At 45.6% G+C, this 22,858-nt stretch carries 20 protein-coding genes; 6 read left to right on the forward strand and 14 right to left on the reverse strand.

Going from position 1 to position 22,858, the window contains the following annotated elements:
- The gene (flcA, locus tag ACI4L0_RS03595) at positions 1-3,249 is read right to left on the reverse strand and encodes a periplasmic flagellar collar protein FlcA (RefSeq protein WP_439798801.1); all 3,249 of its coding nucleotides are present in this window, start codon (positions 3,247-3,249) and stop codon (positions 1-3) included.
- Positions 3,250-3,511: 262 nt separating this feature from the next.
- On the opposite strand from flcA, the gene ACI4L0_RS03600 reads away from it, so the two are divergent.
- Positions 3,512-4,243 carry a glycogen-binding domain-containing protein gene (locus ACI4L0_RS03600; protein WP_439798802.1) on the forward strand — a complete coding sequence of 244 codons (732 nt, stop codon included), beginning with the start codon at positions 3,512-3,514 and terminating at the stop codon, positions 4,241-4,243.
- 60 nt (positions 4,244-4,303) lie between these two features.
- Here ACI4L0_RS03600 and ffh read toward each other — a convergent pair whose 3' ends face one another.
- The 3 genes from ffh to ndk form a co-directional block, all read right to left on the reverse strand.
- Positions 4,304-5,686: a signal recognition particle protein gene (ffh, locus tag ACI4L0_RS03605; protein ID WP_439798803.1), complete on the reverse strand. Its 1,383-nt coding sequence runs from the start codon at positions 5,684-5,686 to the stop codon at positions 4,304-4,306.
- Positions 5,687-5,874: 188 nt separating this feature from the next.
- Positions 5,875-6,930 (reverse strand): NAD(P)H-dependent glycerol-3-phosphate dehydrogenase, encoded by a 1,056-nt coding sequence (locus ACI4L0_RS03610; protein WP_439798804.1) that lies wholly within the window; start codon positions 6,928-6,930, stop codon positions 5,875-5,877.
- A gap of 327 nt (positions 6,931-7,257) precedes the next feature.
- Positions 7,258-7,704, reverse strand: coding sequence for a nucleoside-diphosphate kinase (ndk, locus tag ACI4L0_RS03615; RefSeq protein ID WP_439798805.1), 447 nt, complete (start codon positions 7,702-7,704; stop codon positions 7,258-7,260).
- 80 nt (positions 7,705-7,784) lie between these two features.
- On the opposite strand from ndk, the gene ACI4L0_RS03620 reads away from it, so the two are divergent.
- Positions 7,785-8,414, forward strand: a complete 630-nt coding sequence (locus ACI4L0_RS03620; RefSeq protein WP_439798806.1) for a hypothetical protein — start codon at positions 7,785-7,787, stop codon at positions 8,412-8,414.
- On the opposite strand, the gene fabZ is transcribed toward ACI4L0_RS03620, so the two are convergent.
- The 6 genes from fabZ to ACI4L0_RS03650 all read right to left on the reverse strand — a co-directional run bounded on the left by fabZ (position 8,411) and on the right by ACI4L0_RS03650 (position 13,716).
- The gene (fabZ, locus tag ACI4L0_RS03625; protein ID WP_439798807.1) at positions 8,411-8,842 is read right to left on the reverse strand and encodes a 3-hydroxyacyl-ACP dehydratase FabZ; all 432 of its coding nucleotides are present in this window, start codon (positions 8,840-8,842) and stop codon (positions 8,411-8,413) included. The genes ACI4L0_RS03620 and fabZ overlap by 4 nt on opposite strands.
- A gap of 6 nt (positions 8,843-8,848) precedes the next feature.
- Complete coding sequence (gene fabF / locus ACI4L0_RS03630; protein ID WP_439798808.1) at positions 8,849-10,096, reverse strand: beta-ketoacyl-ACP synthase II; 1,248 nt, start codon at positions 10,094-10,096, stop codon at positions 8,849-8,851.
- Positions 10,097-10,210: 114 nt separating this feature from the next.
- Positions 10,211-10,954 (reverse strand): 3-oxoacyl-[acyl-carrier-protein] reductase, encoded by a 744-nt coding sequence (gene fabG / locus ACI4L0_RS03635; protein WP_439798809.1) that lies wholly within the window; start codon positions 10,952-10,954, stop codon positions 10,211-10,213.
- 84 nt (positions 10,955-11,038) lie between these two features.
- A complete protein-coding gene (locus ACI4L0_RS03640) occupies positions 11,039-12,004 on the reverse strand; it encodes an ACP S-malonyltransferase (protein ID WP_439798810.1) in 966 nt (321 codons plus the stop codon).
- Positions 12,005-12,324: 320 nt separating this feature from the next.
- The gene (locus ACI4L0_RS03645; protein WP_439798811.1) at positions 12,325-12,771 is read right to left on the reverse strand and encodes a PTS sugar transporter subunit IIA; all 447 of its coding nucleotides are present in this window, start codon (positions 12,769-12,771) and stop codon (positions 12,325-12,327) included.
- Between the two features lie 60 nt (positions 12,772-12,831).
- Positions 12,832-13,716 carry an AraC family transcriptional regulator gene (locus tag ACI4L0_RS03650; protein ID WP_439798812.1) on the reverse strand — a complete coding sequence of 295 codons (885 nt, stop codon included), beginning with the start codon at positions 13,714-13,716 and terminating at the stop codon, positions 12,832-12,834.
- A 326-nt stretch (positions 13,717-14,042) separates the two neighbouring features.
- On the opposite strand from ACI4L0_RS03650, the gene ACI4L0_RS03655 reads away from it, so the two are divergent.
- The 3 genes from ACI4L0_RS03655 to ACI4L0_RS03665 all read left to right on the forward strand — a co-directional run bounded on the left by ACI4L0_RS03655 (position 14,043) and on the right by ACI4L0_RS03665 (position 17,890).
- A complete protein-coding gene (locus ACI4L0_RS03655; RefSeq protein WP_439798813.1) occupies positions 14,043-16,817 on the forward strand; it encodes a glycoside hydrolase family 3 protein in 2,775 nt (924 codons plus the stop codon).
- Positions 16,818-16,911: 94 nt separating this feature from the next.
- On the forward strand, positions 16,912-17,181 hold the full coding sequence (locus ACI4L0_RS03660) for an ACT domain-containing protein (protein ID WP_439798814.1): 270 nt from the start codon (positions 16,912-16,914) through the stop codon (positions 17,179-17,181).
- 232 nt (positions 17,182-17,413) lie between these two features.
- The gene (locus ACI4L0_RS03665) at positions 17,414-17,890 is read left to right on the forward strand and encodes a pyridoxamine 5'-phosphate oxidase family protein (RefSeq protein WP_439798815.1); all 477 of its coding nucleotides are present in this window, start codon (positions 17,414-17,416) and stop codon (positions 17,888-17,890) included.
- A gap of 176 nt (positions 17,891-18,066) precedes the next feature.
- Here ACI4L0_RS03665 and ACI4L0_RS03670 read toward each other — a convergent pair whose 3' ends face one another.
- The 4 genes from ACI4L0_RS03670 to ACI4L0_RS03685 form a co-directional block, all read right to left on the reverse strand.
- Positions 18,067-19,206: an NAD(P)/FAD-dependent oxidoreductase gene (locus tag ACI4L0_RS03670; protein WP_439798816.1), complete on the reverse strand. Its 1,140-nt coding sequence runs from the start codon at positions 19,204-19,206 to the stop codon at positions 18,067-18,069.
- Between the two features lies 1 nt (position 19,207).
- Positions 19,208-19,519: a (2Fe-2S)-binding protein gene (locus ACI4L0_RS03675; RefSeq protein ID WP_439798817.1), complete on the reverse strand. Its 312-nt coding sequence runs from the start codon at positions 19,517-19,519 to the stop codon at positions 19,208-19,210.
- An 81-nt stretch (positions 19,520-19,600) separates the two neighbouring features.
- On the reverse strand, positions 19,601-21,184 hold the full coding sequence (locus tag ACI4L0_RS03680) for an FAD-dependent oxidoreductase (RefSeq protein ID WP_439798818.1): 1,584 nt from the start codon (positions 21,182-21,184) through the stop codon (positions 19,601-19,603).
- Positions 21,185-21,209: 25 nt separating this feature from the next.
- Positions 21,210-21,527 (reverse strand): (2Fe-2S)-binding protein, encoded by a 318-nt coding sequence (locus ACI4L0_RS03685; RefSeq protein ID WP_439798819.1) that lies wholly within the window; start codon positions 21,525-21,527, stop codon positions 21,210-21,212.
- Between the two features lie 155 nt (positions 21,528-21,682).
- Here ACI4L0_RS03685 and ACI4L0_RS03690 point away from each other — a divergent pair, with 155 nt between their 5' ends.
- On the forward strand, positions 21,683-22,834 hold the full coding sequence (locus ACI4L0_RS03690) for a tyramine oxidase subunit B (RefSeq protein WP_439798820.1): 1,152 nt from the start codon (positions 21,683-21,685) through the stop codon (positions 22,832-22,834).
- Positions 22,835-22,858 lie beyond the last annotated feature (24 nt).

The raw sequence follows: 22,858 nt of genomic DNA on the forward strand, positions 1-22,858 counted from the left end.
TCAGTTCAATACCTCCTCGCCGTTCAAAAGACGGGGAATTTCCGTATAGATTTCAGGCTCGAATCCCGGAACAGGATGGGTTATGTACTTTATATTCTGCTCCGCAAGATTTGAACCGTCAAGCCTTATCATTGTTGTCTGGTTTCGTGTCATTGCATCCCATGCACGGAGGCTTTCCTGAAGGCATACAACAGAGCTTGCATTCAGCGCGCTGTCGCCTGTGGCAGATGCGATTCTTGCAAGCGCAACCCCAAGGTTGTTTGAAGCCTTCATGTACACATCAACTATGTCGGCATGGTCGTCCCTTATCTGCGGAAGGATTATGCCGTATTTTCCGCGCTCAACGTCAATCACAGAAAGAAGCTTTTCGTAATATCCGCGCGCAATGTAATTGTCGCCGTTCATGCACAGAGTGTTCGCAAGGGCAAGCAGAAGATGCGTGTCGTTTTCATTTGTGTCCTGGCTTTTTATAAACGAGCCGAGAGCGGACGGGAAATTTTTATTCTGGTACTGGATATAGCCGATTCTATAGCGGACAGAGGAAGTGTCATGCTTGTTGTCCACGGCATTCTGGTAGTTTTTCAGAGCCGCCTCATTGTCCCCGGAAATAAAGTAGTCAAGGTCGGCCAGGTCAGCGTAAAGTTTTCCGACATTTTCATCGCTTTCAAAGCCGCTTGAATTATGCTCGCGCTCAAAGACTTCAATGCCCTTTCCGTACAGCTCCTCCGCGGTCAGATACTCGCGCATATTGCGTTTTTCTTCGCCCAGAAGCCTGATTGCGTTTATATACTTGTATGTGTCACGGCGGCTTCTAACCGGCTGCGACTCAAATGCGGAAATCGAAGCGTCGAGCAGTTTCACAGCTGAATGTCCGCTCTTTGTTTCAACAAAATACCGCCCCATGTTGTACAGGGCAACTGAATTATTGGGGGCAGACTTCAGCGCGCTTTCAAGGAGCTTTCTGACATCTTCAATAGAGAATCTCAGGTTTTCTTCCGAAGGACGGAGCTTTCCATAGCGCTTGTCAAGCATGTAGCCGCTCAGCTCAATCAAATCCCTGGACGAAATCAGATTTTTCTTTCCTGTCAGCACTTCCTTGTACATAAGCACCTGGCGCAGATTATCTGTGCGGATAAAGTAGCGCATCTGCCGGGAAAGATAAAGATTGTTCATTCCGTACAGCTGAATCAGCAGATCATACTGTTCCTTTGCCAGCGGAAATTTTTCCGCATCTCTGTCCGAAGCCCACTCAAGGTACAAGTCTCCCAGAGCAAGCATCGCCTCGGAGTCATTTATGTGGTAGTCAAGAACTTCGCGCTTTAAAATACGCTCGCTTTCCTCGTAGTTGCTGAGGTCAAAGGCTTCCATTGAGGCCCATTCAAGCCCGGCTTTCTTGTCATGATTATAACGCTGAAGAATTGCGCGGTACATCATGCGCGAGCGGTCGTACTGCCGGCACTCTCTGTAGCCCTGTGCATAGCGGAAAAACCATTTTTTCACAGGCTTGTACGTAAGGGCCTTGTCGAATTTTTTTTCAGACTGCGGATACTGGCTGTCCTTAAGCAGGGCATATCCCTGTTTATAAAGTCTGCTTGCCATTGCCGGTCTGTAAATAAAAGTGCTTGCAAGCGTAAAAATGCAGTAAACAAGAATAGCGGCGGCGGCGGTAAAAATCGCGCCCGGAATTATCCTGTTTTTAAGCTGATATTCTATTGATTTTTTGTAGGCCTCGTATTCAGCTGCGGAGCGGCGCTCAAAGTCACGCGGAACCTCAAGGGAAATGTCAAGAAGCTTTTCAAGCTCGCTGGCAACCTGTCTGGCCGGGGCTTTTTTCAGAACCTTTTCAAGCACAGAAAAAATCGCGTCGTCAGTGAATTCGTTTTTTACAACAAAATCCTCAAGCGCAATTCTTACGTTCAGCGGATAGCCGGCAAGGTTTTTCTGGAAACGCCGGTATTCTGAATCAGTAAATGTGTTCTTTGGCTTTTCTTCAGGTTCTGAATTTTCCTCCGCGGTCGCCACTGAAGCCGGCTCGGGCTTTTTTGAAAGATCAGCGGTTTCTGTGTCGGAAAAACCGGGAATATTGAAATCATCGTCGCCCTCAAGCGAGTCGATTCCGCCAAGCTCAAAGCCTGTATCCTCCTGGTTCGAAAAGTCAAGGTCATTTATATCGCTGGTGTCGAACGTTTCAATGGGCTCGTCCTCGGGAACATCCATTTCCGGGGAAAAAAGCTCCTCTGCGGTTTCATTCTGGTCGTCCGAAAACTCGCTGGAAACGTCAATGTCAGGGATGTCGGAGAGCGATGGACCTTCCTCTGAAGGGCTGTCAAAATCCGGAAACTTAATATCCTGAAAGTTCAGGGATTCTCCCTCGTCATCGGTGGAATAATCAATGCTGTCCTCAGATGACAAATTAAAGCCGGTGCTTTCTTCCGCGCCGCCCTCTGTATTTTCATCTGCGCTTTCCGCTGCGGTGTCCGGAGCAACTGGCTCAGAAGAATCCTCGGGCAAGGGCGGATTTTCAGTTTCGGAAGGAATCTCCATTCCGCCCAGCGACTTCAGGAGGGAATCAGTGTCTAAATCCGGCAGAGAATCTTCCTGCGGCAAGCTGTCCTCAGAAGGCATATCAAAAAGCGAAGTGTCGAATGCTGTGCCGTCAGGCTCGGAGGCCGGGATAGAATTTTCAGCCGGTGTATCAAACGATGTATCAAAAATATCCTGGTTCTGGCTTTCAGAAATTTCATCAGCCGGAGTTTCCTGGTAAGGCTCCTGCTCATTTTCAGTGTCGGAACTCATTGCCAGAAGCGACTCCAGATCCATATCCTCAATGCTGACTTTTTCAGGCTCAGGTTCTGGCTCCGGCTCTTTTTCAGTTTCAAATTCAGACAGGTCAAGGTCATCCAAATCCATGTTGGCGGAAGATGACAAAAGGTCGGAAACGTCGGGAACATTTTCCTCTGGCGCAGATGAAGGCTCCGATGATGCTTCCTGCTCGCCGTTGTCCAAGAAGTCGGAAAAATCATTGGCTTCGCGTCTGCGTTCTTCTTCAGCCGCAGCAGCCTGAGCCTGGTCCTCCTCCGAAAGCGCCGGAAGACCGTTCGCAAAATCTTCAGAATCGTCTATGTCCGCGACATCTTTGGGGATCTTTACAGTTACTGGTTTTTCTCCGCGTGCAGCACGGATTTTCACTTCGTCACCGAGATTCAAAATATCCGAATAAAACTGCTGCAGCTGCTTTAGTCCTGGCATGGTTAGTAATTATACTCCTCAAAGCGACATGGTTTCAAGTCTAGCAACACTGAACGGTCAAATGGACTATCCAGCGTCAAGGGAATCTCAAAAAGCTTCAGTTTTCCGAGGCTTCCAATAATATTCCTAGTATCGGCAAAGAAAACCTTTCAGTTTAGGGCGGCTCAAAAAATTCATTTTCCAAGGCATAAAATTGAAGATAACAAAGCCCGGATGCGAAAAAAGGCTCAACTTTGGAAAACTAAATTCCGAAATTTCAAATATGAAGAAAATTCAATTCGCTGTTTTTTCCGCTTTTCTTTTTCTGACCTCTGCATTTTTATACGCGGCAGAAGCAAAAGCCATGCTTACAGACGAAGAGCTGGACTATGCAGAAATTGCAAATACAATCCAGAAGGCAGGCTCGCCATACCTGAACGGCGACTATGCTATTTTCACCTCGGAAACCAATGCGCGCCACATAGGAATTGCCTTTGACTTTGAGGATTTTAAGACAATCCATTCATTCAAGATAAAAAAATTCACTGATATGGACTACAAAGAAAGCGGAAGCCTTTATTTTTACATTCTGAAGCTTCCGAGAAACATCCTTGAAATAAACTACCGCCTGATTGTAGACGGGCTTTGGACACTTGATCCGCTAAACTCAAGCACAGTTTTCAGCAGGGAAACAAAACTCACGCTTTCACATTTCAATGCATACAGGGAAATTCCCAAGACAACTGAAAAAATAAGCCCGGGGAAAGTCCGCTTTGTCTACACAGGAAAAACCGGGCAGAAAATCCGTATCGGCGGAAGCTTCACAAACTGGGACAGCTGGATTTATCAGATGAATGAAGTTTCCCCTGGGGTCTACCAGTTTGAGCTTTCACTGCCGCCGGGAAAATATGAATATGCCTTTTACAGCGGAATAAATTCATTTCCTGATCCGGGAAACCCGACAAAATGCTACACTCCTGACGGAAAGACAGCTTCCCTGATTGAAGTAAACTGAAAAAAAATTCCAGACAGTGTTCACTAAAGCAAAAAGCCTGCGTTTCAGCAGGCTTTTCTGTTAGAATTTAAATCCCTTGGGCAGATTGAATCCTTCCGGGAGCTGCATATTTCCGCCCATTCCCATCTGCTGCAAAAGCTTTGCCTGCGCGCCGCGGTTCCGGGCAAGCTTCTTCATTGTGAGCTTTGTTTTTTCAAACTGCTTTATAAGCTTATTCACTTCCTGGACAGACGTTCCGCTGCCCTTTGCGATTCTTTTACGGCGTGAAGGCCCGATAATCAAATGGTTCATCCGCTCCTTGAATGTCATGCTTTGGATAATCGCCTTCTGATGCTTCATTCCAGCCTTGTCAATCTGCTCTTCGCTTATCTGACCTGAAAGCCCCGGAATCATATCAATCAGGGATTTCATGCTGCCCATTTTTTCAACCTGCTCAAGCTGCTCAAGCATATCCTGCAGAGTGAATTCGTTGCGCTGCATTTTTCTCTGCATTTTTTCGGCGGCTTCCTGGTCTACGGTTTCCTGGGCTTTTTCAACAAGGGAAACAACATCGCCCATTCCAAGAATACGGCTGGCAATTCTGTCAGGGTGGAAAGGCTCAAAGTCTTCGGTTTTTTCGCCGGTGCCTATAAACAAAATCGGCTTTTGGGTAACGGACTTCAATGAAAGGGCAGCACCGCCGCGCGCGTCTGAGTCAAATTTAGTAAGGATGACACCCGTCAGTCCAAGCTGCTCGTCAAAGCTTTTCGCAATGTCAACGGCATTCTGTCCTGTCATGGAATCCGCAACAAGAACAGTTTCAACCGCCACAAGCTTTTTCTTTATTGAAACAAGCTCCGCCATCATGTCGCTGTCAATCTGAAGCCGTCCGGCAGTATCAACAATAACTGTATCAAGTCCGTTTTTCTTTGCAAAGATAATAGAATTCTCTGCAACTTTCACTGCATCCTTTGAGTCTTCCTTGTAAACAGGAACACCGATTTTTTCGCCTAAAACGCAAAGCTGCTCAACTGCGGCAGGACGAATCAAATCGCAGGCAACAAGCAAAGGACGCCGCCCTTCTTTTTTGAGCCGAGCCGCAAGCTTGTGGGCCGCAGTTGTCTTTCCCGCACCCTGAAGACCAAGCAAAAGAATCACAGACTGCGTGTCAGGGCCTTTCAGCGACAGATCGGTTTTCTTGTCACCGAGCATTGCGGCGAGCTTGTCGTAAATAATTTTTACAAACTGCTGTCCGGGGTCTACGGCCTTTAAAACCTTTTCACCCTTGGCTTCCTCGATTGTGCTGTTTACAAACCGGCGGACAACACGCAAATTCACATCCGCCTCAAGAAGAGCCATTTTTATCTGCTCTACAGTTTCCTCAATGTTTTTTTCTGTAATCGAGGATTTTCCGCTCAATGTGCGTATTATTCCGCTGAAAGTTCCTGTTATTTTTTCAAGCATTTAAGTTCTCCTGTCAGAAGTCAATGGAAAATATCAATTTTTGGCTTGACTTTTTAAGCCGTCCGATATGAAACAAAGCCGAACCGATGAGCAGCTGACATCTGTCCGCAAAGCCTGGCTCAGCCGTTTACCGGGCAACAATGCGCCCTGAAAAAAAATTCGCAACGCAAACTTTTTGTTAAAAATCATTATCTGCTGAACAAAAGCTCCTTCAGGCAGTCTTCCGCATTGATTTCCTTGTTCAGTACCTTATACAATGCGCTGCAAATCGGAAGCTTAAGATTTTTCTGCTCAATAATCTGGTGAATATACTTACAGGCGATTGCGCCTTCAGGCAGATAGCCGATTTTCTTAACATTGGCAATCAGATCATCCAAATCCCTGAACTGCTCCAACATTCTTGTCTTTATTAAATCCTGTCCAAATCTTCTGTTGCGCCCGTATTTCGACTTGCATGTAACATCAAGATCCCCCACGCCGCTTATCGAAGTGAAGGTGGCCGCGTGAGTTGCCCCCATTGCAAAGCCCAGTGTCTGAATTTCATTGAGTCCTGCCGCCATCAAAAGGCTTTCTGTGTTATCGCCAAAAATACTGCTGTTTTCAGCAAGGGCATCCATAGCTCCGTATACAACCGCTATGACATTTTTTGCCGCCGCGCAAACCTGAACACCCACAGTATCAAATGAAGCATAGGCCATGATTCCCTTTACACGCAGAAGATCCCTCATGCGGACTGCGTTTCTGTGATGCTGGCTGGCTGAAATAAGCCCTGTTATTTTTCCAAGAGCAACTTCCTCTGCATGGCTCGGCCCGGCAATATATACAGTAGAATTCTTGTAACATTCAGGAAGGGCGGCTTCCATTGTATCCAGAACAAAAGCAGGAATTCCAGATTCCGAAGGAACAAAGCCCTTTGTCAAAGCGCCGATTATAGTTGAACCGTCGGCGATATTTGGAACATCAGTAAATTTCCGTATTGTCGAAGCAAGATACAGAGACGGGCTTCCCATAATCAAAAAATTCTTTCCTGAAGCAACAGCCTTTATGTCAGAAGATGCCTTTACAGAAGGCTCAAGCTTGTACCCTGGAAGATACCGCTTGTTTTCATGCTGATTATTTATAGAATCAACAACATCATCTTCCATTGCCCAAAGCTGAACTTTATGTCCGCCCCGAGCAATCGCAGTGCCCAGGGCTGTTCCCCATGCGCCTGCTCCAATTATTCCAACTTCAAAAATATCCATAAAAAACTTTCCTTAAAACACTGAATCAACAAGCCCGATGTAAACTCCGAGCTGTATTGTTCTCATAAGGTATCGCAGCCGGGCATCAAACCCTCCGCACAAATAAGCTTATAAACTCTGAAAAGCCCCGGCCTCTCCCCGAGGCAACTCTAAAAACACGATGCTTTCAATAATACTACAGAAAAAACAAATCCACAATGAAAAGCGCATTTAAAAATGCACGCTAAAAAAAAGAAGGCACTGCCAGCGGAAAAACGCCAGTGCAATGCCCCCTGTAAAAAAACAGGGCAAAACACCTCTAAAAAAAATCTTTAGAGGTTCCCGATACTAATACCAGATTGCAGCCTGGTCTTCCCAGTCAATAAGCTCCTCAGGCTTGAAAAACAGCGAAATTTCTCTTTTTGCGCTTTCGTCACTGTCAGAAGCATGGATAATATTATGGGATGTATGGCAGCAGAAATCTCCGCGGATTGTTCCGGGAGCCGCATCGGCAGGATTTGTAGCGCCGGTGATTTTTCTTACCAAAGGAACACAGTCATCTCCCTGCCAGACCATCGCAACAACAGGGCCGCTTGTAATATAGTCAAGGAGAGGATCATAGAATGCCTTTCCCTTGTGCTCGGCATAATGCTGGGAAGCCAGTTCCTGGCTTATATTCATCAGCTTCAATCCAACCAGCTTCAGTCCTTTTCTCTCAAGGCGGCTGATAACTTCGCCCACGAGCCTGCGGTTCAACACACCGGGCTTCAACATTGTAAAACATCTAGTACTCATAAGCCGATTTTATCAGAAGTGCCCTTGTTTTTCAACGGGTAATAGACTTTCATAAAAACCTAATCTATACTTGAGGCAGGATGACAGTAGAAAAAAAAGAAATCGCAGAACTACAGAAATCTGTTGAGCGGAAAATACAGGAGCTTCAGCTTTCCGCAAATCCGGACACAGCGCAGATATTCGACCTTAATATGCTCGACTCGAATATTTCGCTTTTTCTTCTTGCCGCGGAATTCAGGGAAGATCCCATTGAACTGAAGCCGGGCGACAAGCTGATTATAGAAGCCCTCAAAAAATTCAGGAGCAGCTCCTCGGAAAGCCCTGACTTTTCTGATTTTGCAAAGGAAGCGGCGACTGCGGCGGATGAAATTTTAGGGCTTATAGAGCAGCTTGAAGAGCATCTTGAAAATTCGCCTGAAAAAATTTTCTGCGAAAACGTACAGAGCCGACTGGACAGCGCATACAGCGCGCTCAAGCAGATTGCCTCCCTGAAAAACGCAGGAAAAAGAAGCCTGAAGCTATGGCAAACCCAGGAAATTCCCCTCCCCGTTTCAAACGCCGGAAAAATCCTCGGTAAAATAAAAACAGAAAAAAAAGCCGCTGCCTCTCGTGAAAACGGAAAAAAAGGCGGCCGCCCCGCAAAAAACAGCACAGGAACAAAAAAAACCGCTGCCAGAAAGACAGCGGCTAAAAAAACAAAGAAAGCTTAGTCAGCAGAACCCACAAGGCACATCCACTCGGCTTCAGCGCAAAGCACATCGCCTACAAACGCCTTTCCGGACTGCTTGACCATCTTGGGGCTAACACGGAGATTTGTCACTTCCATGCGCACTGTATCTCCGGGACGAACCTGGCTGCGGAATTTCACCTTGTCAACTGTAGCAAGGAAAAACAGGCTGCCTTCTGCAAATGTCTTCTGCATGCTCAGCGCAGCTCCTCCACCCTGTGCCATTGTTTCAATGAGAATCACGCCCGGAACCACCGGATACTGCGGAAAATGTCCCTTGAAGAAAAAATCATCTTCTGTGAATTTCCGCAGACAGACACAGCCTTTTTCATCGGCGCTTTCGATTGAATCCACAAAAAGGAAAGGCTTTCTGTGGGGAAGAAGGCTTTCTATATCAGTAAACTGTTCCATAAAAACCTACTCGCTTACTTTCTTGAACACAACAATTCCATTGTGTCCGCCGAATCCAAAGTTTCCGCTCATTGCAACGTTAACATCCATGTCGATTCCCTTGTTAGGTGTGTAATCAAGGTCACAGCCGCCTTCCACATCTACTTCATCAAGGTTGATTGTCGGAGGAATATAGCCTTCCTGAATTGCCTTTACGCAAACCATAGCTTCAAGAGCGCCGGCATTTCCAAGACAGTGTCCGTGCATACTCTTTGTGGAAGAAATATGAAGCTTCTTGGCGGCTTCTCCAAATGCCATGTGAAGCATCGCTGTTTCGCCTGAGTCATTCAAATGTGTAGAAGTTCCATGCGCATTATAGTATGTAACATCCTCCGGCTTTACTCCGGCATCTTCCATGGCGAGTGTCATGGCGCGTGCACCGATAATTCCGTCCGGGTTAGGAGCTGTAAGGTGATAACCGTCACAGGTTGCTCCGTATCCTGCAAATTCCGCATATATTTTTGCGCCGCGGGCTTTTGCGTGCTCATATTCCTCAAGCACAAGAATTGTTGCGCCTTCGCCCATTACAAAGCCGTCGCGCTGCTTGTCGAACGGGCGGCATGCCTTTGAAGGATCATCAGCCCACTTTGAGCTAAGAGCCTGGAGAACTGTAAAGCCAAGGTTCGCAAAGCCATTCTGTGTAGACTCAGCACCGCCGGCAAGAATAATGTCGCTTCTGCCCACCCTGATATTATCCAGAGCCTGTCCAAGGGCATCAGAGCCGGAAGCGCAGGCTGTAGCAATAGTATGTGCAACACCATGAAGTCCGAACTTGATGCTGATATTCGCAGCAGCCTCATTCGGAATAAGCTGTGGAATTGTCATCGGAGGAATGCGCTTAAAGCCTGAGTCAAAATAGCTTTTCATGCTCGACTCTGTAACCTCAAGACCGCCGATTCCAACTCCAAGATAAACAGCGGCTTTTTCCAAGGCATCCTTGTTGTCTATAAGATTTGAATCCTCAAGCGCCATTTTAGCAGCGGCAACAGCATATTTTGAAAATCTTGCCATTTTGCGTGACGACTGCGGATCCATGTATTTGTCCGCCTCAAAGTTCTTTACTTCCGCGGCATACTTTACCTTAAAAGAAGAAGAATCATAATGAGTTATGGTCGCAATTCCGCTTTTTCCAGCTCTTATCGCAGCCCATGTTTCGTCCACGCTGTTTCCAATCGGTGAAACACAACCAAGTCCTGTTACAACAACTCTACGCATAATTTTCTCCGTAATTAATCAATTTAAAAGTTTAATATATTGAAGTCGCCTTGAAAAAAATTTCCCAAGGCTCCCTATTGCAAAAACAAAGCCCAAGAAGCGGCCAGTGCCTTCCTAAGCTCCCATTCCTCCGTCCACGCCGATAACCTGGGCTGTTATATAGCAGCTCAAGTCAGAAGCAAGGAACAAAGCAGCATCCGCAACATCTTCAGGACGTCCGGCTCTCTTCAAAGGAATTCCTTCAACCCATGACTTGCGGATTTCCTCCTTTACAGCATTTGTCATGTCGGTTTCAATGAATCCGGGAGCAATGCAGTTCACGCGCACACCGCGGCTGCCGACTTCCTTTGCAAGCGACTTGGAAAACGCAATCAGACCGCCCTTGCTCGCTGAATAATTAACCTGCCCTGCGCCTCCGTGGATTCCAACAATAGAAGCCATGTTGATTATAGAGCCGGATTTTTTATGAATCATGTCATTAGACACAATCTGGCAGACAATAAAGGCTGAAGTAAGATTGACCGCAAGAACAGAATCCCAGTCCTCTTTTTTCATTCTGAAGCTCAAAGTGTCCCGCGTGATTCCTGCGTTGTTCACAAGAATGTCAAATCCGCCAGCTTCGGCAAGCGCATTTTTTACTGCGGATGAAAGAACTTCCGCGTTGCCTGCATCAGCATAGAATTCATGAAAAGCCGTTCCATTGTCAGATGCCAGTTTTTCAAGCTCACTTTTTCCGGCAGACTCTTTTGTGCAAAGTCCCCAGACTTCGCAGCCGTTTGAAAGAAACACTTCCACAGTTTTTCTTCCGATTCCACGGGAAGATCCTGTCACCAAAGCTTTTTTATTTTTTAAAAGCATATTTTCTCCATAAAATTTATAGATGCCCGGAAAAACTAAAATCTTCCAGGGCACAGCAAAGAATTACAGAAACCCTGAAAAATTTTAGTTTTTAGAGATTTCATTTAAAGATTCAACCGTATTTACCGGCAGAACCGACAGATTCGCACTGTATTCCGTGCCTGACCAAAGTCCTGAAAGAACTTTTCCCGGACCTACTTCAAGGGCAGCCCAGTTTTCAAAACCGTCAGCTTTCATAACGGCTCCAAGGCAGCTTTCCTCATCAGTCCAGAGAACAGGGTGTGTCAAATGAAGCACGGCGGACTTTTTTGCCTCTTCGCCTGAAACACATTCCTTTCCTGTTACATTTGAAAAAAGCTTGATCACAGGATTGCTGAATTTTACATCAGCGATTGCTTTTTCAAACTCAACAGCGGCGTCCTGCATAAGGGGCGAATGGAAAGGCCCTGCAACCTTCAGCCTCACAGCGCGGCGAGCACCGGCCGCAGAAGCAGCGCTTTCAACTGCCGCAAGAGCATCAAAAGTTCCGCTCACAACAGTCTGCTTTTCGCTGTTCATATTTGCAGCATAGGCATCTTTTATGCCAGCTGTGATTTCCTTTACTTTTTCAGGCGACAGCCCCAAAACCGCCGTCATTCCAGGAGCATGGCCTTCATTCTTGGCGGCAATCTCCTCGCATACAGCCTGCATGATAAGTCCGCGCTTGCGAACAACCTTTATGACATCCTCAAAAGACAAAACTCCAGCCGCATACAGAGCAGGAAATTCTCCAAGACTGAATCCCATTGCCGCAGAAGGCTCAATTCCCTGATCCTTGAGAGCCGCCATAAGAGCAAGTGAAGCAGCAGTTATAGCAATCTGGCTGTTGTCTGAACGGCTAAGCTCAGCCGCATCCGATTCCCACAGAAGCTTTGCAATATCCAGATTTACAATAGAAGAAATATCATCAATAACTTTTTTTGCCGAAGAAAAAGATTCTGCGACATCCTTTACCATTCCCGGAGCCTGAGCGCCCTGTCCCGGAAAGAAAAATGCATATTTAACAGCCATAAGCATCTCCCAAAAAGCCAAACGGAATTTCCGAATTAGCCTTCAAGCACATTCACAGTTGATAAAAGCCTGCAACGCAAACTTCAAGAAGAGTTTTAAGCCGCTGCAACAGAACGCCCTAAAACATCGCACTTTCAGAGTTGCCTATAAAAACCGAAATTTTCCAAGGCTTCCCCTGTAAAACAACACAGCCCGCGCCGAGATTGTTGATTTTATTATGACAAAAAAAGACAAAATGTCAAGTATTTTACCTGCGAAAGACATTTAAAACAAAAAAGCCCCTGCCGCAAAGCAAGAGCTTCTATAAAACAGCGTAAAAACTACTCTGTAAGGATTTTTATAACTTCAGCCTTATCCTGTGTGCTCAAAATCTGAGCGCGCTTATCAGCTGATTTGAACAAAAGGCTTACTTCAGCAAGGAACTGAAGATGAGGACCTGTCTTATTCACAGGGGAAAGTGTCATAATAAAGATACGACATAACTCCTGATCCAGACTGTCAAAATCAACAGCGTTATCTGAAACTCCAATACAAGCAACCAAGTCAGAAACTGTGTCAGTTTTTCCATGTGGAATTGCAATTCCGTGCTTCATACCGGTAGACATCTTACGCTCACGGTCAAGCACACATTCCCTTGCAACTGCTTTATCTGTTACTTTCCCAGCTTTCACGAGAATGTCGAGAAGCTCGTCAATAATTTCTTCCTTTGTAGTTCCCTTTAAATGAAGGTCTACTGTGTCAGGTGTTAATACAGTTCTTAAGTCCATACCAATATCTTATGTTCACATGAAAAATTTGTCAAGGTTAAAATTTCAATGTTAAAATTTTTAACAGACTGAGGAATTCTTTCTGAACTCCAGGGCTGTTGTCTGGTAATAGCGGTGAAACATCTCGCAGAAATAGCTTGTCCCGGAAAACCCGCACTCGTAGGCAATTTCAGTGATTGGAATGTCTGTCTTGCACAGGAGCTCGGTGCTTATCTTAAGTCTGTATTTTATAAGATATGTTATGGGCGACTCCTTTAGATACTGGGTGAAAAGCGAAGAGCATTTGCTCTTGCAGCAGAATCCGGCGGAAGCTATATCGTCAAGCAGAATTTTCTTTTTATAATTGTCCTGAATAAAAACCATCATCAGCTTCAGGGCATTCAGCCCGGACGAATTTTTAGCCGGAACTTCAATAGAAACATCAGCGTTTGAATATATCAGCTCAAACAGGCTGAAGAAATTCCGCTGAACCACAAACTGCCATGTTCCGCTGTCCTTTCTTGCATATATTTCCATCAGCAGTTTTACGGCTTTTTTCTGCCAGGGAATTTTTTTGCTCAGCTTTATAAACGGACAATTTATATTGTAGACAAACGGCTTTACAAATTTTTCGTCAAATGTCTTGTTGGCGCAAAGCAGTGACGGATTCAGCAGAATGCACACGAATTCGCAATCCTTTCCATCTTCTGAAAATCCGTAGTGAATCTGCCGGCTGTTTACAAAAATCGCATCGCCTTCTTCAAGCCTTATTAAATTTCCGTTTACGTTGTACACCTCGGCGCCGCTGACAACAACTATAAATTCCCAGTCCTCGTGCCAGTGCGTGCATCCTCTTAGGTCAGGGTAAAACGAAAGAAATCCTCTTGTGATATACGCAGGAAATGAAGGGTCGTTATATGCAACATTTTCCGACAAATCCACGTTGAAAGTAGAACAGCGTTCCAAAGCAGCCTCTAAAAAAAATGGAAGATTGTTATATTAATTTATCATATAGTTAAAGATTTTGAAAGCCGCCGGTGATAATCTTAAAAAAGAAATGCGGATTAATCAGCGTTTTATTAAAAACGTGATTATAAAATAAAAAGGGGCGCAGGATAAACACCGCTGAAACAGCGCGGATTTATTCAGCCTCCGAAGTTTGCGTTGCAGACTTTTTTATCAACTGCACATTCCGCTGGAAACTTGCGTTGCGGGTCATTTCATTGCGAATGTGCGGAAACAGTTAAGCCGGGAATTAATATTTTTCCATTGACTTTTTAAAGGAGAAACTTATGACATTTTCAGAAAAAATTCTTGAATCAGCGCAAGAAGGAATTGTTCTTCTTAGAAACAATGAAAACACTCTTCCTCTCGCAGAAAATGAAACTGTTTCTGTTTTTGGAAGATGTCAGTTTGATTTTTATAAATGCGGAATGGGTTCGGGAGGCTCGGTGCGCTCTCCGTATTCCACAACACTGACAGACAATATTCCTTCAGCAAACAAGGCACTTGCGGAAATATACAGAAACTGGATAAAGGAAAATCCGTTTGACAATGCCGGAGGCGGCTGGGCAATGGAGCCGTATTTTCAGAAAGAGCTTCCCGTCACAAAGGAGCTGGCGGAAAAGGCTGCGGCTGTTTCAGGCAAAGCTGTTTTTGTAATCGGGCGCAATGCAGGCGAAGACAAGGACTTGAACCGCGAAAAAGGCTGCTGGCTTTTAACAGACGAAGAGCGCGCTTCGATAAAAAACGTATGCGCCGCATTTGAAAGCGTAATCATAGTTTTCAACACATGCGGAATCATAGACACGCAATGGATTGACGATGCGGAATTCGCAGGGAAAATAAAATCTGTGGTCTACGCATGGCAGGGCGGACAGGAATCAGGAAGAGCCTGCGCAAACATACTGTGCGGAAAATCAGTTCCATGCGGAAAACTCACAGACACAATCGCAAAATCAATAGACGACTATCCTTCCACAAAAAATTTCGCTTCACCTGACGAGGCATTTTATAAGGAAGATATTTATGTTGGCTACAGATATTTTTCAACATTCGCCAAAAACCAGATTCTGTTTCCGTTTGGATTCGGATTGTCATACACTGAATTTAAAACTGAGCTGGTGTCATCTGACTGCGACGGAAAAAACACAAATGTAAAAGTCCGTGTAAAAAACACCGGAAAAAAATTCAGCGGAAAGGAAATTGTGCAGCTGTACGTTCAGGCTCCGCAGGGAAAACTCGGAAAGCCTGAAAAAGTTCTTGCTGCCTTTGCAAAGACACAGCTTTTAAATCCCGGGGAATCCGAGGAGCTGGAGCTTTCGTTTAACCTGGAATCAGCGGCATCCTATGACGACTCCGGGGCAACTGGATTTCCATATTCATTCGTTCTTGAAAAAGGAGAATACCGCGTTCTCATGGGAACCGATTCGGAGAGCGCAAAAGAAATTCCTGTCGGCCCGCAGAATTTTATTTTTGTTGAGCAGACTTACGCTGTGGAAAAACTCTGCCAGGCACTCGCTCCGCAAAAGGAATTTTCAAGAATCAGACCGGGCAAAAAAAACAGCGACGGAACTTTTTCAATTCTGGAAGAATCCGTTCCGCTTGAAAAATTCAGCCTCGAGCAAAGAATACAGCAGAACCTTCCCGCGGAAATTCCTTTTACCGGCGACCTTGGAATAAAATTCAGTGACGTCAAAAAAAATCCCGGGCTGCTTGAAAAATTCATCGGCCAGCTGAATTCAGAGCAGCTTGCAACTCTTGTCCGCGGCGAAGGAATGATGAGCAGAAAGGCAACCATGGGAATAGCTTCAGTTTTCGGCGGAGTGAGCCAGAGCCTTTACGAATACGGAATTCCTGTGGCAGGCTGCGCGGACGGTCCTTCTGGCATCAGGCTTGACACGGGAAAGGAAGCATCCCTAATGCCGATAGGAACCCAGCTTGCCTGTACCTGGAACACAGCCCTTGTTCAGGAGCTTTTTGAATTCGAAGGGCGCGAGCTTTCAGAAAATCAAATCGACACCGTTCTGGGGCCGGGAATAAACATCCACAGAAATCCCCTCAACGGAAGAAATTTCGAATACTTTTCAGAAGACCCTCTTCTCAGCGGCGAAATGGCGGCGGCAATTCTACGGGGAATTTCAAAGAACGACACAACCGCGACAATCAAGCACTTTGCGGCAAACAATCAGGAAACACAAAGACGCGAGCACGACTCCATTGTTTCAGAGCGCGCGCTCCGAGAAATCTACCTGAAGCCGTTTGAAATCGCCGTAAAAAAAGGAAACGCCCGCTCAATCATGACAAGCTACAACCAGATAAACGGACATTTTGCGGCAAGCAACTATGACCTGAACACAACAATTCTCCGGGAAAACTGGAAATACACAGGCCTTGTAATGACAGACTGGTGGGCAAGAATGAATGACTGTGTGAAAGGCGGAAAAGGCGAAATAGAGCTGACCGCTTCAATGGTCAGGGCAAGAAACGACGTCTACATGATTGCGAACAATGACGAAGCTGAAAAAGACGGCAACAATGACAACATAAAAGCGAGCCTGAAAAACGGAACACTCACAATCGCTGAGCTTCAGATATGCGCAAGGGACATCTTGCAGTTTCTTCTGGAAGCGCCTGTTTCAAAAAGACAGCTGCGGCCGCTCAACAACATTCCCGTTTTCACTTCCAAGGCAGAACAGGAGGAAAGCGGAAAAAATCCGGCGCAGGAAAACACAAAGTTCCTTTGCCACGGCGAAACAAAAAGAATGTTCTTTGCACCGGAAGCAGGAATCTACAATATTATTGGAACGTACTCAAAGCCGGCAGAATCCGACAAGGTTTCACAGTCTGTATGCAACGTGCTGATTGACGGAACGCCTGTGTCAGCCTTTGAGTGCCGCACAACAGAAGGCAAGGAAACTTCCGCAGTAATCGGGCAGGTTCAGCTTGCAAAGGGAATGTATGAAATTTCACTTTCGCATACCAAGCCGGGAATCACAATGCATTTTGTTGCGCTTTCAAGGAGCATTTCAGTGTCGTCCGCAGTCAGCATGCTGAAGTCCGAGTAGCGCAATCCGTCTTTAGAAACGCCCTGAATTTCGCAAAAGATTTTCAGGGCTTCTTATTGTATATATGTTTTTTTTCTATTAAAATATTTTCATTATGAAAGCTATAGTTACTGTTGTTGGCGCTGACAAGGTTGGTATTATTGCAAAAGTTTCAGCATATCTGGCAAAACATTCCATAAACATTGCTGATATTTCACAGACTATTCTGAGCGGAAATTTTGTGATGATGATGATGGTTGATTTTGACAATGCCGACATTTCCATTGACGTCGCAAGAAAAGAGCTTGTCCAGGAATTAAACGAGCTTGGTGTTGAAGTCAACATAATGAACGAAAAAGTTTTTTCAGAAATGCACAGAATATAAAATTCAGTGTTTTATTGAAAAGCCAAATTTATTTTAAACTCGGAAATCCACTCTGCTGATCTGAAACGCTGGAAATTTCATAAAGAATTTTTCACACTATAAATGCGAATTTTTTTACGCTCCGCAAAATTCCAGATAAAAGCAGGGAGTTTAAAATCAAAATATTCAGCGGCAAAAAATTCAATAATTCAGTTTCTGCATTACTGCGAAAACGCAAAGCACGAGGTGAGCCATGTTCAGACCAATGAGAAGATTCAAGCAGCAGATTTCAGATTCCAAATGCAAGGAAATTTTGAAAAACGAAAAGCGCGGCGTTCTTTCCCTGCTTGGAGATGACGGCTATCCTTACGGACTTCCGCTTTCGCACCTTTATATTGAAGAGGACAACAAGATTTATTTTCACGGCGCAAAGGAAGGCCACAAGATAGATGCGGTCAGAAATTACAACAAGGCAAGCTTCTGCGTTTTTGATAAAGGCTGCCGCAAAGAAGGCGAATGGGCGCTCAACTTCAACAGCGTGATTGTGTTCGGAAAAATCCGCCTGGTAACAGACGAAGAGCTCACAAAAAAAATCTGCACAAAACTTGTACAGAAATTCACTGACGACAAAGAGTATCTGGAGCAGGAACTGAAAAATGCCCTGTCCCGCGTTCAGTGCCTTGAACTGGAAATTGAGCAGATGACTGGAAAACTTGTAACCGAGTCGTAGCAAACAACATCCTTGATTATACACCATATCTTTTCTCGCCTATCCACTGTCTGTGGATAGCTCATTCTTCATACAGTGGAACAGTCGTTTTTTTATTTGCGGACATTTCTGTCATTGACAGCTCTGAAATTCTATAAATAAAGTGAAATCTCAGGCGGACAGCGGAGCATGAAAATTTACAGCGCCGGCTTGAATCTGTTGTAACGGTAATTATCCAGAGGCACGGGGGATTTTCCTTCTGCTATCAGCTCTGCAATATTGAACGCCGCGCTTGGGCCGATTCCAAATCCATGTCCGGAAAAACCACATTCCACATACAGACCGGGAATTTCGTCAACCTTGCTGACTGTGCAGATTCCGTCGCTCGCAAGATCTTCGTAGCCGCCCCATGAGCGCACAATTCTGGCATTTGCAAGAAGCGGAAAGTATCCCGTGATTCCACGCGAACATGCGCTTACAAAATCAGAAGTGCTGGGAGGATAGCTGTTGTTTTCATTCAGCGGATTTGCAAAATCCTCATATCCGTCATGGCCGCCGAAAACAAAAGAGCCGTGCTTTGTCTGGTGTCCGTAAAAATCAGCCTTTGCCGTTCCAAGCATCTGGCGGAACATTTCAGGCTCTGCTTCTGTAACAAGGCACTGGAGAAGTTTTTTTCTCATGGGAATAGAAATTCCTGCCGTGCCCAAAACAGCATTGCTTTCAAATCCCGCGCAGACTATAACTGCCTTGGAATAAAAAATATTTTCAGGAGTTTTTACGCCGGCTGTTTTTCCTGCGGAAAGAATGATTTCAGACACAGGACAGCCAGTTATAAATTCAACTCCAAGCGCCAGAGCACTTTTATAAAATCCAAGTGTCGTTACAAGAGGATTTGCATGCCCGTCGCTTGGACACCAGGACGCACCGATGACCGCTTCGCTCAGATACGGATTAATCTGCCTGACTTCACCTGCATCAATCATCCGCACATCAACACCGCAGTTTACAGCTCCGTCCGCAAGCCGCCTGAGGATTTTCAAATGCTCCTCTGTTTTTCCAAGGCGAAGATTTCCTCCCTGAACATACTCGGTGTCAACGCCAAGCTCCTCCGACAAATTCGGCCATATATTCTTCACGCCGTAAATCATCAGCGGAAGCTCCCGGGGATCTCTTCCTGACTGCCGCACACCGCCGCCGTTTCTGCTTGAACCGCCGTTCCCGATATTCTGAGAAGCTTCAAGGACAATTACACTGAGCCCTTTCTTTGCAAGATAATATGCCGTCGCATTTCCTGAAATTCCAGCTCCAACTACAATGACATCTGCCGCTGTTTTCATTCTACAAAACCTCCGAAGCTAAAATGCTCATCTCTGTCGGGCGGACAGGACCTCTGCTTGTTGCAGGCTGAACAAGCGAAGGGTCAGCTGCCAGTTCTGCTGCCACAATTCCCTTTACGAGTCTTGCGCATGTCTGTCCCTGGCAAAGTCCCATTCCGCAGCGCAGATACCGCCGCAGTTCCGTGATAGTAACAATTCCTTCGTGGACAGCCTTCCGGATTTCGCCCTTTGTGATTTCTTCACAGCGGCAAATAACCATGTCGTCATCTGGGCCTGGCACATATTCTGTTTTATATTTCAATCTGTCGTTCATATTTCTCCCGTAAAAAATCAATTCCAGCGTTATTTCACGCAAAGTTTTTATTCACTCTACGACTGCATACCCCAACATGAGCTATTCAAGGTTTGCTTTGTAGAACCTGGCACGCATTGAAAATTCCTTTGGAACTTTTATCGTGAGCAAAGAAGTGTGGTCAAACGCCGGGCTTGTCCGCACTTCAACAACTTCCGCGCTGCAAATTTTTTCTCCGCTGCGGCTAAGTCCGAATCCCTTTTCGCCTTTCTGCGGAAGAGGAAGAAATTCATAGGGAAGCGTAATGCTTGCAAAGTCCGGCTCAAAATCTTCGTCAACAAGAAAAATCGCCTGACCGGAACAGCTTGCGACACACATTCCGCAGCCGGTGCATGAACACGGATTTTCAACCTGCGGAAGCGAAGTTATGCAGGCTCCGATTTTTATGCAGTTTTTTTTGCAGGCTTCCTGGCATGGATTGCAGGGAATATTCTGCGTACATTCAATAACGGGGTGGATTCCCTTTTGTCTTGTAACTCCCGGGAATGAAGAAATCTCTTCGTCAGTCAAATAGCCTTTTGTCAGAAGCACTGTGCTGATGTCAATTCCTTCGTCCGTCTTTGAAATAATTTTTCCTCTGTTTGAAGGAGCAAACATTCCCTGCCTGAGCGAGTCAAGCTCTTTTTTGTATGCGCCGGAGGAATCGCCCATTTTTTCTTCCTGAACAAAGCCGAGCCTGTAAGCCGCTCTGAGACCTGCTGTTCTTCCCTTTATCATGGCCGCGCTGGCTTCTTCAATTCCGCCGACATCTCCTGCGGCAAAAATTCCCTTTACAGAAGTTTCACCGAATTCATCTATGAGCGGAACCTGACCGCCGCGTCTGGGATTGTCTTCCATTTTGCAGCCCGCCATTTTCAAAAGCTGGCTCATGGGGCTTAAGCCGACTGCAACACAAACAGTGTCCGCGCTGAATTCAATTTCGCTGCCTGGGATAAGTTTAAAATGCTCATCAAGCTTTGCAATTACAACGCCTTCAACTTTTTCAGTTCCCTTCACTTCCTTTATTGTGTATCCAAGATAAAACGGAACTCCGGTTCTTGAAAGCTTGCTCGCATGCACGCCGTAGCCTCCGATTCTGGGAGCGGCATCCACCAGGGCAACAACATCGCAGCCTGCCTGCAAAAGCTGAAAGCTCACAACAAGCCCGACGTTTCCCGAGCCGAGCATAAGGATTTTATTTCCGGGCTTTATGCCATGAAGATTCATCAGTGTCTGGGCGGCTCCAGCTCCAATCACTCCGGGAAGTGTCCAGCCCTTGAAAGGAACCATGTTTTCAGAGGCTCCGGTTGCAACAATCACGCAGTCGCCCTTGTAATGGTAAACTGTTTTGTCATGAATTACAGTGACTTCCTTATTTTCGTAAATTCCAGAAACAACGGCATCAAGCTTTACAACAACGCCGGCATCGGAAGCTTCTTTCAGCAGCATTGTTCCAATATTGAATCCGCGGATTTTTGCCTTGTGTTCCTTTGAGCCGAAAAATTTATGAATCTGCTTAAAAAGCTGTCCGCCCGGCCTGTGGTTTTCATCAAAGACAATAACGCTCATTCCCTGTTTTTTTGCCTCAATAGCGGCGCTCAGTCCGGCGGGGCCTGCTCCAACAACAATTAAATTATATCTTTCCATTGCAACCTCTTGCACTTTATCAACGCTACCATTTTTTTTCCGCGGAACATCCGTACTGTGTCTGCACTTTCATTCCCTGCTTCAGGGGCGTAACACAGGTTCTTGTATTCGGAATTCCGTCCACAACCATAACACAGTCAGTGCACCGTCCGATTGCACAGAAAATTCCGCGCGGCAGATGAAGCTTTGAAGTTTCCCTGTGCTTGAGGATTCCGGCAGCTTTAAGCGCGGCTGCGACAGGCTCTCCTTCATAGCCCTGCATTTCCTTTCCGTCAAGAGTGAATGACACAAGTTTTCCTTTTTCTGGAATTCCTAAAATTGGATGTTCGGCAATTCGATTCATGTTTTTCCTCTCGCATAAAATGTAGAATTATCTTCTGTATTTCTCTTGTAAAAAATCGCATTGGAATAGTTTTTTTTCTAGCTAAAATTATTTTCAAAGAACGAAACCATCACTTTTATAAAATTGAAATTTGAATTTTAACAGGAGGCATACAGATGGATGAAAATATTTTTCCAAACATCGACATTCTTTTTCTGAGCGAGCAGGATTTGATTTCCTGCGGTGTAAAGGACATGAAAAAATGCATTGACACAATGGAAGAGCATTTTTCGCTTATCGGAAAAGGCGACTACAGAATGGGAGGAAGCAGCGGAAACGAGCACGGTCTGAAAATGGGATTTCCTGAAACTTCAGAAATAAACGGATTTCCTACAAACAAGCCTGATTATAGATTCATGGCGATGCCCGCATATCTCGGTGGAAAATTCCATACCTGCGGAATAAAAACTTACGGCTCGAATCAGGAAAACAGGAAGAAGGGGCTTCCGAGATCGGTTCTGATGCTTCAGCTTTTGGATTCGCAGACCGGCGCGCCATATTCCTATATGTCCGCAAATTTAATCAGCTCAATGCGGACAGGAGCTGTGCCAGGGCTTGGAATCCGGCACCTTGCAGTAAAGGAGCCAAAGACAGCTTCGATAATCGGGCCGGGTGTAATGGGACGGACAGCGGCTCTTGCAATTTATGCGGAAAAGAAAAGTGTTTCCACTATTAAAATAAAGGGGCGCTCTCAAAAAGGAATAGATGACTTTATTTTGTTCTGCAAGGAAAATTGCCCGACGTTCAAGGAATTCATGATATGCAATTCTGTTGAGGAAGCCGCAAAGGACAGCGACATTGTTTACTTCGGAACAACAAACGCCGCCGTGTTCGAGGACAATCCTTTCCTGGACGAAAAATGGATAAAGCCGGGCGCTCTGATTATAAGCACAAGCGCGCTGCTTATGAATCACAAAAACTGGAGCGACACAAAAAAATACAAGCTCATCTGCGACGACTATAAAATGTACGCAGGCTGGGGAACAGGCAGGGAATTCCCAACGCAAAAAAATGTTTCCACTTTGATTGGAATGGGATTTTATGATGCCATAACCGAAAAAATTATAACCGAAGAGCAAATCTCGGAAATCGGCGACATTGTAAATGGAAAAACCGCCCCGAGGGATTCTGAGCAGCAGATAATAATTTTTGCCGTAGGCGGAATGCCCACAGAAGATGTAGCATGGGGACGCGTGTGCTATGACAGCGCAATAAAAAATGGAATCGGAACAACGCTGAATTTGTGGCACACCCCTGAATGGAGCTGAAAACTTTTAAGACTTCCTGAAAAA

Source organism: Treponema sp. (genome assembly GCF_051883275.1).
Lineage (GTDB): Bacteria > Spirochaetota > Spirochaetia > Treponematales > Treponemataceae > Treponema_D.

Bases quoted from the DNA above. Each gene is read 5' to 3' on its own strand.
- ndk (WP_439798805.1), bottom strand. From the start codon at position 7,704: ATGAGTACTAGATGTTTTACAATGTTGAAGCCCGGTGTGTTGAACCGC.
- ACI4L0_RS03620 (WP_439798806.1), top strand. From the start codon at position 7,785: ATGACAGTAGAAAAAAAAGAAATCGCAGAACTACAGAAATCTGTTGAG.
- ACI4L0_RS03685 (WP_439798819.1), bottom strand. From the start codon at position 21,527: ATGAATCGAATTGCCGAACATCCAATTTTAGGAATTCCAGAAAAAGGA.
- ACI4L0_RS03600 (WP_439798802.1), top strand. From the start codon at position 3,512: ATGAAGAAAATTCAATTCGCTGTTTTTTCCGCTTTTCTTTTTCTGACC.
- ffh (WP_439798803.1), bottom strand. From the start codon at position 5,686: ATGCTTGAAAAAATAACAGGAACTTTCAGCGGAATAATACGCACATTG.
- ACI4L0_RS03610 (WP_439798804.1), bottom strand. From the start codon at position 6,930: ATGGATATTTTTGAAGTTGGAATAATTGGAGCAGGCGCATGGGGAACA.
- ACI4L0_RS03690 (WP_439798820.1), top strand. From the start codon at position 21,683: ATGGATGAAAATATTTTTCCAAACATCGACATTCTTTTTCTGAGCGAG.
- fabG (WP_439798809.1), bottom strand. From the start codon at position 10,954: ATGCTTTTAAAAAATAAAAAAGCTTTGGTGACAGGATCTTCCCGTGGA.
- ACI4L0_RS03660 (WP_439798814.1), top strand. From the start codon at position 16,912: ATGAAAGCTATAGTTACTGTTGTTGGCGCTGACAAGGTTGGTATTATT.
- ACI4L0_RS03670 (WP_439798816.1), bottom strand. From the start codon at position 19,206: ATGAAAACAGCGGCAGATGTCATTGTAGTTGGAGCTGGAATTTCAGGA.
- ACI4L0_RS03655 (WP_439798813.1), top strand. From the start codon at position 14,043: ATGACATTTTCAGAAAAAATTCTTGAATCAGCGCAAGAAGGAATTGTT.
- fabF (WP_439798808.1), bottom strand. From the start codon at position 10,096: ATGCGTAGAGTTGTTGTAACAGGACTTGGTTGTGTTTCACCGATTGGA.
- ACI4L0_RS03640 (WP_439798810.1), bottom strand. From the start codon at position 12,004: ATGGCTGTTAAATATGCATTTTTCTTTCCGGGACAGGGCGCTCAGGCT.
- ACI4L0_RS03675 (WP_439798817.1), bottom strand. From the start codon at position 19,519: ATGAACGACAGATTGAAATATAAAACAGAATATGTGCCAGGCCCAGAT.
- fabZ (WP_439798807.1), bottom strand. From the start codon at position 8,842: ATGGAACAGTTTACTGATATAGAAAGCCTTCTTCCCCACAGAAAGCCT.
- flcA (WP_439798801.1), bottom strand. From the start codon at position 3,249: ATGCCAGGACTAAAGCAGCTGCAGCAGTTTTATTCGGATATTTTGAAT.
- ACI4L0_RS03665 (WP_439798815.1), top strand. From the start codon at position 17,414: ATGTTCAGACCAATGAGAAGATTCAAGCAGCAGATTTCAGATTCCAAA.
- ACI4L0_RS03645 (WP_439798811.1), bottom strand. From the start codon at position 12,771: ATGGACTTAAGAACTGTATTAACACCTGACACAGTAGACCTTCATTTA.
- ACI4L0_RS03680 (WP_439798818.1), bottom strand. From the start codon at position 21,184: ATGGAAAGATATAATTTAATTGTTGTTGGAGCAGGCCCCGCCGGACTG.